Genomic DNA, 12,517 nt, shown 5'->3' with positions numbered 1-12,517 from the left:
ATGCATTACCTGACTCCCCTGTAGAAAGTATCTCTCTACAAATCGCACCTCAAGGAGTCATGGTATGAAACACTTTCGTCAGTTTGAACCATTTATTGCCTTACCTCATTTAATCAAGTGGTTGCCTATCTCCTTTGTGGTTGGCATTGTTGCTGGAACAGCTTCTGCGGCTCTTTTAGCATCATTAGAATGGGCAACTGATTGGCGAGAATCACATCGCTGGATTATCGCTTTGCTTCCCTTTGGTGGCTTCTTGAGTGGTTGGATTTATCATCAATTTGGTCGGACTGTAGAAGCAGGAAATAACCTTTTACTCGAAGAAATTCATAACCCCAAAAAGATTATTCCTTTTCGTATGGCTCCTCTTGTTTTACTAGGAACAGACCTTACCCATTTATTTGGTGGTTCAGCCGGTCGTGAAGGTACAGCATTACAAATGGGTGCTTCTTTGGCAGACCAGTTAACTAAAATATTGCATTTTCAAGGGGCTAATCGCAGAATTTTGTTAACGGCAGGTATCAGTGGGGGATTCGCTTCAGTTTTCGGTACTCCCTTAGCTGGAACCGTATTTGGTCTAGAAGTTTTAGCGATTGGTAAAATTCATTACGACGCTCTTTTTCCTTCTTTAATTGCTGCGATCGTCGGAAATCAAGTAACTTTACTATTAGGTTTACATCATACAGCATACCGACACGCTCCCTCTATACCGCCGCTCACAATTTGGGGATTGATTGCTGCGATTATTGCAGGTGCAATTTTTGGAATTGTCGCGAGATTCTTTGCTAAAGTAACTCACAAAATTAGCCACTTATTTAAAGCTAAGATATCCTATCCTCCAATACGTCCTTTGATAGGCGGTGCGATAATAGCAGCAATTGTTGGATTGAGTGGAACAACCAAGTACATTGGGCTTGGTATCCCAACCATTGTTGATTCTTTCTATACTCAGCTATCTCCTTGGGATTTTGCTGCCAAATTGGGTATGACTGCTTTAACTCTAGGAGCAGGTTTTAAAGGAGGAGAAGTGACACCTTTGTTTTTTATTGGTGCAACTTTAGGTAATGCTTTGTCGTTGCTTTTAGCATTACCTGCACCACTGCTAGCAGGAATGGGATTTGTGGGTGTGTTTGCGGGTGCAGCAAATACACCATTGGCATCCACCTTAATGGGAATTGAACTATTTGGTCTGGAATCGGGGATATTTATTGGTATTGGTTGTGTAGTTAGCTACTTATTTTCAGGTCATTCTGGAATTTACTCAGCACAGCGTATTGGGTTGAGTAAATACTCTGCTGTATATTTAGAAGAAGGGGTGACTTTGGCTAATTATGGACGACAAAAAATTGATTTAACCAATGATAACGAAGAAATAGGAAGTAATTATCAGGAATAATTTATTGATGTAATTAATGGATAATTGGAAGAGTGTGTATTTTACCGCCGTAGGTATCGCAATTGTCAGACTAGTGATGCATGAGCGATAACCGCTATGCTTAACTTATATATTTGCGATCATTTCACAAATATGGTGTTTAGGATGAAAAGTTACTATGCTCATAGAGTTTAGTATTGGCAATTACCGATCCTTTAAGGATAAAGTCACCTTTAGTATGGTAGCTGCCAATATTGTTGCGAAAGAAAGAGAAATGCTGAAAGAGAAGGATTTAAAGTTGCTTACTCTAATGAAGCTTTTGAATTATGGTATGTATTGCATTTTGAATTTTTAAATACTGGACTTCCTCGCAAAGATTACATAGGTAAGTTAGAGAAAGAGAAATTGCTTGGACACAAATATAAAAAAAATAGTGCGACAATCTATGACGAAATAGAAAATCGGCAATCTACTGCCATCAAACACGCTAAAAGTCTTCTCAAGCAATATAACCCTTCTAATCCAGTAAATGATAATCCTTCAACAACAGTACATCTTTTAGTTGAGGAGCTAAATAAATTTATTCGATAATGCTTATCTTTGAGATGACATCAATTATTTTTATACCATATACTGCTTATTTTTATTTACTAAATCATCGCTTCCAATTCTTCCAAAGCTTGAAAACTTCCTACTTGCCAACTACGTTCCACAGCAGCAGGGATAATCTCAGTAATAGCTATATCTTCAAAATTAGGACTGGTGTCAGATTTTATGTATTTCCCCTCTTTCAACAAATAAATAGAAAGGCTCCCGCTATCGTAAACCCATAGTTCTGGAACTCCAATGGCTTCATAAGCATCAAGAGTAGTTTTTGATGTGACATCAGTTTCAATTGCTAAATCAGGCGGTGGATCGTCAGGTTGTAAGCGGCGACGACCAATCATTTGTTGATAATTCTGAATATAAAAGCAAGCATCAGGTTCAACTCCTGCTAAACCTTGCTTTTTAAAGGTGGTGGAACCAAAAGGTTGATATCTGATATCTTTAGCCTTCAGCAATATTTTGACAATATCAGAAATTAAATCTTTGGGTATTTCATGTTCTGGTAAAGGAGCCATAATTTCTAAAGAACCCTGGCTGTAGGCAATTCGGGTAGTTCTTTTTTCTCCCAATTCTTGTAATATAGATTCAAATTCTTCCCACTTAACATCTGGAATTGTTACTGTGCTACCAGGCGCTAACTGCATCTGGCTAACGGGTTTGAAAACGGGGATAGCAGCAGTCACGTCGCTTCGCTCCAATTCAAAATTCAAAATTCAAAATCTATTAGGTTGCGGTGGATAATATAGCCCACCGTAACCTTTAGATTAATAGAATGAGTTTAACAAAAGTGGCTAAAAGCGATCGCTCTACACTTTAAACTTCTCAGCAATCCGCTTCATCGCCTCTTCGACATTCTCCCGGCTGTTAAACGCCGATATGCGGAAGTAACCTTCACCCGCAGCACCAAAGCCTGAACCGGGTGTCCCCACAACGTTGACAGTTTGCAGCAACTTATCAAAGAATTCCCAACTGGATAAACCATTAGGCGTTTTTACCCAAACGTAAGGTGCATTCACCCCGCCATACACCGCCAATCCGGCGGCTGTGAGTTTCTCACGGATAATTTTAGCGTTCTCTAGATAGAAACTCACCAATCCCTTGATTTGTGCTTGTCCTTCTTCGGAGTAAACCGCTTCCGCTCCCCGTTGGACAATGTAAGAAACGCCGTTGAATTTGGTAGACTGGCGACGATTCCACAGTTTCCACAGTTCGACATCGGAACCATCGGCGGCTTTTGCTGTGAGTGTCTTCGGTACTACAGTTAACGCGCAACGAGTTCCTGTAAAACCTGCATTTTTGGAGAAAGACCGAAATTCGATCGCAACTTCTCTTGCACCTGCAATTTCATAAATTGAGTGAGGAAGCGACGGATCGGTAATATAAGCTTCGTAAGCTGCATCAAAGAAAATAATCGAGTTATTCGCTTTGGCATAGTCCACCCATGCTTTGAGATATTCCTTAGTAGCAGTTGCGCCAGTGGGGTTATTGGGAAAGCAGAGATAAATTAAATCGACTTTCTTTGAGGGAATCTCGGCGGTGAAGTTGTTATCAGCTGTAATTGGTAGATAAACTAAACCCTCAAATTCGCCTTTATCGTTAGCATCCCCAGTATTTCCCACCATAACGTTAGTGTCTACATACACAGGGTAAACTGGGTCAGTCACGGCAATTAGATTGTCATGACCAAAGATTTCTAGAATATTGCCGGTGTCGCACTTGGAACCGTCAGAGATAAAGATTTCCGAAGCATCTATATTGGCTCCCCGTGCTTGGAAATCTTGAGTAGCAATTTTCTCCCGCAACCATGCGTAGCCTTGCTCTGGCCCGTAGCCTTTAAAAGTATTGCGATCGCCCATTTCTTCCACAGCTTTAATCATCGCTGTGCGGCAAGCCTCCGGTAGAGGTTCGGTAACATCGCCAATCCCCAGCCGAATAATTTTAGCATCACTGTTCGCTTCGGCAAAGGCATTCACCCGCCGAGCAATTTCTGGAAACAGATAACCCGCTTTCAGCTTCAGGTAGTTGTCGTTAATAGTTGCCATTATGTAGATTATGAAAAACGCCCTCAAATAGCTTACTGCTAATTTATGAGGGCGATAACTTTGTTATGGGGAGTGGGAAGTGAGGAGTGGGGAGTGGGGGGACAAGGGGACAAGGGGACAAGGGGACAAGGGGGACAAGGGGGAATTATTGAACAAGTCTCCCCCCTCTTCCTTGTCTACCTTGTCTCTTCTCCATGCCCAATGCCCAATGCCCCATGCCCAATTAGACATTTACTGGTTGTTTATTATCGGCTGAATAACTGTTGCGATCGCCAATTCCAAACTGCGTGATTGATTCTTGTCCTGTAATCAATCTTGCTCCCCGATTACGGGTGAAATAGCTCCATGCCCACTGAATCATTACTACTAATTTGTTGTTAAATTCAATTAAGAAGTAGATGTGAATAAATAGCCAAAACAGCCATGCAACGAAACCTTTCAGCTTGGTAAAGCCCAAATCGACTACAGCAGAATTATGCCCAATCATTGCCAAACTACCATAATCGGTATAAGCAAAGGGTGGCAAATTGTTTCCTACAAGCCGCTTTTGGACTAGTGCTGCTACATATTCACCTTCTTGCTTGGCTACAGGTGCAACACCAGGTAGCGGTTTACCATTTTGATGAGAAAAATTTGCTAAGTCGCCAATTACAAAAATATTGGGATGTCCCTTAATACTCAAGTCAGGTTCAACGATAATCCGTCCAGCGCGATCGCATTCGGCATCTGTGCGTTCTGCTAGCACTTTTCCCATTGCGGAAGCTTTTACACCTGCTGCCCATAATACCGTTTTTGAGGCAATTTCTTTAACTTCATCGCCTTGTTTGAGGGTAACAATATCATTTTCAATATTTGTTACCAATGTTTTTGTCTGCACAACCACCCCCAACCGCGTTAGAGATGCTTCTGCTTCTTGTGATAACTCTGGTGCAAAGGGTGGCAAAATCCGATCCAAACCTTCTAATAACAAAATCTTGGCTTCTGAAGTGTCGATGCTGCGGAAATCTTCTTTGAGAGTTTGATTTGCTAATTCTGCGATCGCACCAGCTAACTCTACACCTGTTGGGCCACCACCCACAATTACAAAAGTTAACCAAGCACGGCGAATTTCTGGATCGGTTTCTTTTTCTGCGGCTTCAAAGGCTGAAAAGATCCGGCTACGCATTTCTATCGCATCTTCTACAGTTTTCAAGCCTGGGGCGAATTCTTCCCAGTTATCTTTGCCAAAGTAAGAATGCTTCGCACCTGTGGCGACAATTAACGTATCGTAAGGGATTGCTTCCTCACCCACAATCACTTTTTGCGCTTCTGGATCGATATTATTCACCTCTCCCAACAGCACTTTCGTATTCTTGCTCTTGCTGAGGACAGAACGCAACGGTGAGGAGATATCAGCCGGAGATAGCGCACCTGTGGCGACTTGATATAAAAGGGGTTGAAATAGATGAAAGTTACGTTTATCAATCAGAGTAACGTTTACTGCTGCTTTGGCGAGTGTTTTTGCTGCATAAAGTCCACCAAAACCACCGCCAACGATTACTACTTTATGGGGTGGATTATTGTCAAGTGAATTTACCATAAGAAATATTATCGTGTATGCCGACTATTGTAACTATTCTTAACAGATTTGTATCAAAATTGTCATCATATATTTTGTATTGCTCTTTACATTTGAAAAAGTATTAAAGTAATCGAAACTACAGGATAAACAAAATTTTTTAACACAAAGGTACAGACAATAGGAGTTTGGAATCTTTGAATCCCTGTTTATCTATGTAGATTTATCAAAGGTAGATGTAGAATTTATGCAAGTTTAGTCAGAACTAGTTGACTCTGGTGTTTGTGGCAAACGTGGTGAATGAGTTCGCCGCCAACGCCTAAAGCCATAGACAAGAGCAACAAAAATTAACAAATAGGGGCTGTAAACAATTAACCAAATACCCAGTTTAAGTAAGCCAACGGAAAATGCCCTCAAAGAATGGGTAGAGTTATTCCAAGTTTCCTTAACTTGCAAACCCAAGTCAGGTTGGGGACTGGTGCTAGAAACTGCTGCTTCTAGGTTCAGCGTAATAGTGGAATATGCAACTTGATTTTGTAAGCTTTTTAGTTGGGCATCAATTTGTTCTATTGTTTGTCGGACATTACTCAGTTCTTGGGCAACACTAAGCACATCTCTGACAGAACCAGCCCGATCCATAATTTTTTGCAAATTGGCTTCAGTTTTTTGCAAATTGGTTAATCTGGCTTGGAAATCTACTAGGCGATCGCCTACATCTTCGGCAGTGATATTACGACTATTAACAGTGCCTAATTTAGCTAGTTGTTCTAGGGTAGGTTCTAGCCGATTCTCTGGTATCCGCAATTGGATTGTTGCTGTGTAGCGCGGGTTGTCGTTTTTGGGTTGTTGTTGTTTCAACCCGATTAAATCCCCTTGCTGTTGATTGATAATTTGCGAAACGGCATCGACAGTTTGATCTACAGAGGCGACAGTCAAAGAGATTGCTGCCTTTTTGATGAGTTGGGGACGAGAACGCGCTATTGGTGCAGCTTCCGCCTTTTGGGAAATATTGTTTTCACGAGCAGCTAATTGATTTACTGCGCCACCAGCTGCCATTTGAGGTGCAGACTGATTTGTTGACCGATCCGAAGAAGCGCAACTGGTGAAAATTACCCCTCCCAATAACGCACTTATAAATAAAGCAGATGTGCGCGGTAATTTAGGCGAAGTATACATAATCTACCCCTAGATGGATGAAGTTAACCCCAGTATTACTGAAGTAAAACTCAAAGCCTGTATTGTTGCGATTTATGTAACAGGGTTAGTCATTTTTATTTACAGAGCTTGATGAGATATCTCAAAAAGATTATTAGCAAGTCATTTGACGATTATTTCAAAAAATATCTGCAACAAGTCTGTTTGCCAGTAGGGTCATAAAATTGCTTTCTGATAGTTGATATTTTTGAAATTGTTTGATTTTGAAAACAAGCTGGATCTGCGATCGCTGCTTGCAAATCTGCCTTTATACCAATTCAAAATAGCCTACGGTATCTTGTCGGTCAAAATTCTCTGGCACTTTCAGCAGCCTGTCTCAATGCTAAAAAAGCTTCTTTTAGAGGTTGGCTAACAGCACTGTCTGGTTCTGTTAGCACTAGCTGTTGGTAGGCTGATAAAAATTGCGATCGCAGCCGATGGAACAAATGCAGAAAGTGACGTACAAAGCTGATACAATCCAAAACCACAATTTCTATACCATCTGTACGGTCGTACATACTTGAGGCATATTCCTGAATACCTTCTTCGATCGCATCCGTCGTGATAAAAATATAGTTGTCAACCCGCTTGCCTGTGCTATTGATTTTTTGCAAGGCACGGTCAATATCTGCTAAGGTGACGCGTCGGGTCTTCATTTCATAGCTGGTAATCACCTTCTCATCATCAACTAAAGTAATTTCCAAATCTCCCAAAGCTCCAGTCTGCTCGTCTGCTGCATTGTGGGATTCTAGAGGTAAAAAACGCTCTCCAATATATTGTTCTGCTACTTGATAGGCAGCAGCAACAATTAGTACGGGAAGACGGCTTGAACCTCGGCAAGCCAAATGCTGTTTTAGGAGTGTGATAATTTCCTCTGCTGACAAAGGTATTGCGTCTTCCGACTTCTTCAGGTCTGCTAGTAGTGTTTCCATACGCTGCCGCTTCTCGTTCCGAGCAATAATTAGACAGCGAATGGTTTCGGCTAGCAGTTCTTCAGCAGTTATTCTACCTTGATGAACATCATCAAGTAATTGCAGGGCAGCTTCATAGAGTTTGGGCGGTCGTCCCACCAGATTGACTGCTGGGGTTAAGGTGATGTTGCGGTTACGTAATGCAGGGGTGAGGAACGCGGTAGTGGGATTACAAGGCAACTCGTGTTTGTTAATGAATGCTGTGATGTAACTTTCATCGTAGTAGCGCCCAGAGTAAGCATCTGTGTGCCTATTTCGGTGTAAGGCTTGCGGATATCAATATTCCCACGGTGAACGGCTGCCAAAGAGCAGGCCAGCAACAAACGAACTACAGCACGATTGCCTACATAACGCGATACATAGTCAATTTTTTCGGCAATGCTGGGGTTGGTGACAATCGGTTGTGCTATCGATGAAGAGACTTTTTGTAAGGCTACATCAAGGATAGCTGCTGGGGTTGTGGACATGGAGCGATTTCTTCAACAGTAAGTGTGGAGGCTTGCGGGTCATAATTGAGCCAAAGTATTTCTTGCCGTAACTGCTTGATGGAATGGCAGTGCTTCAGGGGCGCTTTAATGCAGTTCCAGTCACCATATAGTTCCTGCATCAACGAACAATCATAGCCTGAAAGGGCAACTTTACCTTTAACTGAACGCAAAACACCCGCTAGTTGCCGATGCTGGTCGTCGGTCATTTCATAAGCGTAAGCCTTGCTATCCCCACGGGAATCGTGCGGGTAGGGAGGGTCACAGTAAAATAATGTTTCTGGACTATCGTAGCGTCGAATAATATCAATTGCTCGGTCGTTCTCAATTTGCACGCGCAGCAGCCGTTGCACGATTTCGGGCAGATCCTCAACACTACCAAGCCACCGGGAAACTGCACCAGCCATTCCAGCGCGGCTAGTAAGTTTGCAGTGCGCCCATCGTCCAACACTGGCGGTTTGTGCCAAGCCTGTTCTCACTTGTCGCGCCCGGACGAAAAATCGTCTAGCCCTTTCCAGGTCTGACAAACTTTCTTCTTCTTTGGTAATAGCAATCCGAAATTCTTCACGCGAAAATGGGGTTAACCCAATCGCCTCGATGAGTTGGTCTTTTTGGTCGCGTAGTACGCGAAAAAAGTTGACTACCTGGCCATCAATATCATTGTAGGTTTCCACAGGCGAAGGCTCCCGGTTCAACAACACGGCTGCTGAACCGCCAAAGGGTTCGCAGTAGTGGGTCGTTTTTGACAACAAGGGTAAAAGCCAGTCTAAATGACTGTACTTGCCGCCATACCAACCAAATGCAATTTTCTTTGCCATGAAAGCCAACCTCAAAGGGATTGCTTTACCCGAAACCGAGGATAAGGGTAAAACGCAATTTATTATATAGTGTTGAGAAATAAAGTATAAACAAACAAAAATACTTACATTATTTTTTCAGAGAATAATCTATCATTCTTTTTCGGTAAGGCGATCGCCAACAGTATTAGATACATGTAATTTCCGGCAAAATAGTCTGTAAAAGCGTATCCTGTCTGAGTTTTATACCAGCCGGAGTAGAACGGAACATCTCTAGAAGTTAATAAACTTATTCCAGATAATTGCAGTGAGTTCCATATTCTTGACTTCGGAGGTGGTACGCTCACATTCTCAAGCTACCAAGTAGGCAAGCAACCAAAAGCCATTGAACAAAGTCCAGGTAGCAGTAACGGGATGAAAGCAATTATGAGCGCTTGAGTATTGCCCTAGTGTGTATAGATACAGGTGGTATTCAGTTCAAAAAAGAGGGAATACTAAACGTAAGTGAAAGGTTACTACTTAACAATTGGATTTTTTGAAATGGATTGGTTATTAAAGGATATAGCTAAAAGCGTAGTGAAAGGTATATCTGTGGAGTTCCTCCTAAATCGTGCTGGTACTAAGAGCCAACAACATGATTATAAAGGAGCGATTGAAGATTGCAACCAGATTTTAAGTATCAATCCGAATAATGCTGATGCTTACTGTTTACGTGGTCTAATCCTAGCTAATTTAAGGCAGGATCAATCTGCAATTCAGGACTATACACAGGCTTTACGTATTAACCCAAATTTGTCAGCAGCCTATTTTAACAGAGGAATTTCTCGCACAGAAATAAGAGATTATCAAGGGGCTATCGAAGATTATAATCAATCAATAAATATTAATCCAAATACAGCATTTATATACTCCAAAAGAGGATTGAGTTTCCTAAGTATGGGAAATTACAAAAATGCTATTCAAGATTTTCAGCAAGCACTTTTGCTAGAGCCAAAACTCCCTTCAGCTTATTACGGAAAAGCTTTATTTTATTTACACACTAAAATATATTCAGAAGCAATTGTAAATTTTAATCTTGCTATTGAATTATACCCTAACTATATAGATGCTTTTTGCAATAGAGGTCTGGCGTATGGTGCTATGGGAAATTATGTGCTGGCAATTGAAGATTTTAATCGAACTTTACAATTAAATCCAAACTATTATGGTGCTTATTATGGTACGGGTGTGGTCAAAATGTATCAAAACCAATTTAAAGAAGCGATAATTAAATTTAATAAATGTATTGAAATTAATCCTTTACATGTATCTTCTTATTTCTATAGAGGATATATTTATGAATTGGGCAGTTATTATAATAAAGCGCTTGAGAATTACAGTGCTGCAATTAAAATTGATGCTTTTCATAAAGAAGCTCATGAAAAACAAGGTTTTATTAGAATTAAAATTGGCGATTTAGAAGGTGGTATTCAAGATTTAAAACTAGCCGCTAATATTTCTTTAAAGCAGGGGAATGTGGACGATTATCAAAGAATATTAAATAATATTAAAGAGTTAGAAATTTAGATTTTTTCAAAGCTTAACTTTTCTGAGGTATTAAGATAAACCCCTATCATCCTTGAGTGATTAGGGGTTTTAGTTTAACTATTACTTAGTCAAACACGACGATTTAGTACTAAATCTTCTCTAACTCCTGATTGAAAGTGATTAATTGCAGCTTGAAGCACATTCACATTTATGGGGTTATCAATTGGTACACAAGCATACACCAGATAAATCTTTACAGCAACGAGAGAATTTTTGTTTAACACACCAACAAAAAGCATTCTGCCAAAATCTTCTCTTTTAATACAAATCTCGTAATTTTGAGAATAAAATATATTAGCTAATGCTTGAAAGCATGGCAAATATTGCATTTCTTCGTGGTCGAGAATTTGTAGATTATGGGGATTGTAAATTTTCCCATTTACAGCAGAGTAAGCCACCATAACTCCTTAGACATTCATTTTTTAGGAATATATAATTATACATAAATAATTACGTATTTAGTACATTAGTTCTAAAAAACGTAAAAGCAAGGAACCACAACCGAACAAGGAAGTTACTCAGCATTGGCTGCTGAAAACTTTTACTACATTAGGGTGTCGAAGGTGGGTTATAAATTATCAAAAACGATCAACTTTTTTAGACTTGAACAAAAGTGTATCACAGGCTACTATTCTTTGGCGATCGCTACGCCCCCCGAACGCGAGTGCGTCTCGTAGAGAAGGCATCGCAAAACTTTTCGGTCTACTGAAACTGAGTAACTTTACTTGCTTGAGATAAAGAAGTTAGGCAATTATTGCCGTCGTAAACACTCCCCCTAAGTCCAAAGAGACAAATTGAATGATTGATAATTCATCTGTGTTACTCAATTTGGGGTACAATCGTAAGCCTGCCAATAAATGACGACGCTTGCTGACAGGAGATGCTTCTATGGCCCGGATGTATTATGACGAAGATGCCAATTTAGACCTTTTGGCTGGAAAAACTATTGCTATCATCGGCTATGGTTCCCAAGGTCATGCCCACGCTCTCAATCTCAAAGATAGTGGTTTGAATGTGATTGTGGGACTATATCCGGGTAGTAAGTCAGTCGCAAAAGCTGAAGCAGCTGGGTTAACTGTGAAAAACGTTGCAGATGCTGCTAATGCTGCTGACTTCATCATGATTTTGTTACCTGATGAAGTTCAAAAAACAATTTACAAAAACGAGATTGAACCCAATCTAGAAGAAGGGAATGTGTTAGCTTTTGCCCACGGGTTCAATATTCACTTTGGGCAAGTTGTACCACCAGATAACGTCGATGTGGTGATGGTAGCACCCAAAGGGCCGGGGCATTTGGTACGACGGACTTATGAAGGTGGTGAAGGTGTACCAGCGTTGTTTGCAGTTTATCAAGATGCCAGTGGTCAAGCACGCGATCGCGCCATGTCTTATGCTAAAGGTATCGGTGGTACTCGCGCCGGTGTTCTGGAAACTACTTTCCGTGAAGAAACTGAAACCGATTTATTTGGCGAACAAGCGGTATTGTGCGGTGGTTTGAGTGCTTTAATCAAAGCCGGATTTGAAACTTTGGTAGAAGCTGGTTATCAACCAGAATTGGCTTATTTTGAATGTCTGCATGAAGTCAAGCTGATTGTTGACTTGGTTGTGGAAGGTGGTTTAGCCAAAATGCGCGACAGTATTTCTAACACGGCCGAATATGGTGATTATACCCGTGGCCCGCGGATTGTCACCGAACAAACCAAAGCTGAAATGCAGAAGATTCTCAGCGAAATTCAATCTGGACAATTTGCACGAGAATTCGTTTTGGAAAACCAATCTGGTAAACCAGGATTTACCGCCATGCGTCGTAAAGAAGCTGAACACAAAATTGAGGAAGTTGGTAAAGATTTACGCGCTATGTTTAGCTGGTTGAAAAAGGCTTAAGCACTGAAGTTGTGCTTTCAC

Annotated in this window: 12 protein-coding genes and 1 pseudogene; 4 read left to right on the top strand and 9 right to left on the bottom strand. The window is 40.9% G+C overall.

The genetic code is table 11. The features are described from left to right. Window positions 1–64 precede the first annotated feature (64 nt). On the top strand, window positions 65–1,393 hold the full coding sequence (locus tag RMX89_RS05745; protein ID WP_322688233.1) for a voltage-gated chloride channel family protein: 1,329 nt from the start codon (window positions 65–67) through the stop codon (window positions 1,391–1,393). A gap of 303 nt (window positions 1,394–1,696) precedes the next feature. Beyond that, window positions 1,697–1,963: pseudogene (locus tag RMX89_RS05740) on the top strand (RloB domain-containing protein); the annotation flags it as partial. Between the two features lie 59 nt (window positions 1,964–2,022). On the opposite strand, the gene RMX89_RS05735 reads toward RMX89_RS05740, so the two are convergent. From RMX89_RS05735 to RMX89_RS05700, 8 genes are all read right to left on the bottom strand, one after another. Next, window positions 2,023–2,661: a Uma2 family endonuclease gene (locus tag RMX89_RS05735; RefSeq protein WP_322688232.1), complete on the bottom strand. Its 639-nt coding sequence runs from the start codon at window positions 2,659–2,661 to the stop codon at window positions 2,023–2,025. 123 nt (window positions 2,662–2,784) lie between these two features. Then, window positions 2,785–4,020: an LL-diaminopimelate aminotransferase gene (locus RMX89_RS05730; protein WP_322688231.1), complete on the bottom strand. Its 1,236-nt coding sequence runs from the start codon at window positions 4,018–4,020 to the stop codon at window positions 2,785–2,787. Between the two features lie 223 nt (window positions 4,021–4,243). Further along, window positions 4,244–5,599 carry an NAD(P)/FAD-dependent oxidoreductase gene (locus RMX89_RS05725; RefSeq protein WP_322688230.1) on the bottom strand — a complete coding sequence of 452 codons (1,356 nt, stop codon included), beginning with the start codon at window positions 5,597–5,599 and terminating at the stop codon, window positions 4,244–4,246. 234 nt (window positions 5,600–5,833) lie between these two features. Next, the gene (locus tag RMX89_RS05720) at window positions 5,834–6,754 is read right to left on the bottom strand and encodes a DUF4349 domain-containing protein (RefSeq protein WP_322688229.1); all 921 of its coding nucleotides are present in this window, start codon (window positions 6,752–6,754) and stop codon (window positions 5,834–5,836) included. Between the two features lie 323 nt (window positions 6,755–7,077). Continuing rightward, window positions 7,078–7,923 (bottom strand): restriction endonuclease, SacI family, encoded by an 846-nt coding sequence (locus RMX89_RS05715; protein WP_322688228.1) that lies wholly within the window; start codon window positions 7,921–7,923, stop codon window positions 7,078–7,080. Beyond that, entirely contained in the window at window positions 7,860–8,210 is a 351-nt protein-coding gene (locus RMX89_RS05710; protein ID WP_322688227.1) for a hypothetical protein, read from the bottom strand. The genes RMX89_RS05715 and RMX89_RS05710 overlap by 64 nt, the downstream gene beginning before the upstream one ends. Continuing rightward, window positions 8,177–9,046, bottom strand: a complete 870-nt coding sequence (locus tag RMX89_RS05705) for a DNA adenine methylase (RefSeq protein WP_322688226.1) — start codon at window positions 9,044–9,046, stop codon at window positions 8,177–8,179. The genes RMX89_RS05710 and RMX89_RS05705 overlap by 34 nt, the downstream gene beginning before the upstream one ends. Before the next feature lie 104 nt (window positions 9,047–9,150). After that, entirely contained in the window at window positions 9,151–9,372 is a 222-nt protein-coding gene (locus RMX89_RS05700) for a hypothetical protein (RefSeq protein ID WP_322688225.1), read from the bottom strand. 193 nt (window positions 9,373–9,565) lie between these two features. Between RMX89_RS05700 and RMX89_RS05695 the strand changes: the two genes are divergently transcribed. Beyond that, a complete protein-coding gene (locus tag RMX89_RS05695; protein ID WP_322688224.1) occupies window positions 9,566–10,591 on the top strand; it encodes a tetratricopeptide repeat protein in 1,026 nt (341 codons plus the stop codon). An 89-nt stretch (window positions 10,592–10,680) separates the two neighbouring features. Here RMX89_RS05695 and RMX89_RS05690 read toward each other — a convergent pair whose 3' ends face one another. After that, window positions 10,681–11,013 (bottom strand): hypothetical protein, encoded by a 333-nt coding sequence (locus tag RMX89_RS05690; RefSeq protein ID WP_322688223.1) that lies wholly within the window; start codon window positions 11,011–11,013, stop codon window positions 10,681–10,683. Between the two features lie 469 nt (window positions 11,014–11,482). Between RMX89_RS05690 and ilvC the strand changes: the two genes are divergently transcribed. Continuing rightward, on the top strand, window positions 11,483–12,496 hold the full coding sequence (gene ilvC, locus RMX89_RS05685; protein WP_416211781.1) for a ketol-acid reductoisomerase: 1,014 nt from the start codon (window positions 11,483–11,485) through the stop codon (window positions 12,494–12,496). The last annotated feature ends 21 nt before the right edge of the window (window positions 12,497–12,517 follow it).

It is taken from the genome of Nostoc sp. DedSLP04, assembly GCF_034530775.1.
In the GTDB taxonomy this organism is placed as follows: domain Bacteria; phylum Cyanobacteriota; class Cyanobacteriia; order Cyanobacteriales; family Nostocaceae; genus Nostoc.
The sequence above is the reverse complement of the archived record's forward strand: the minus strand, read 5'-3'. Positions and strand labels throughout refer to the sequence as shown.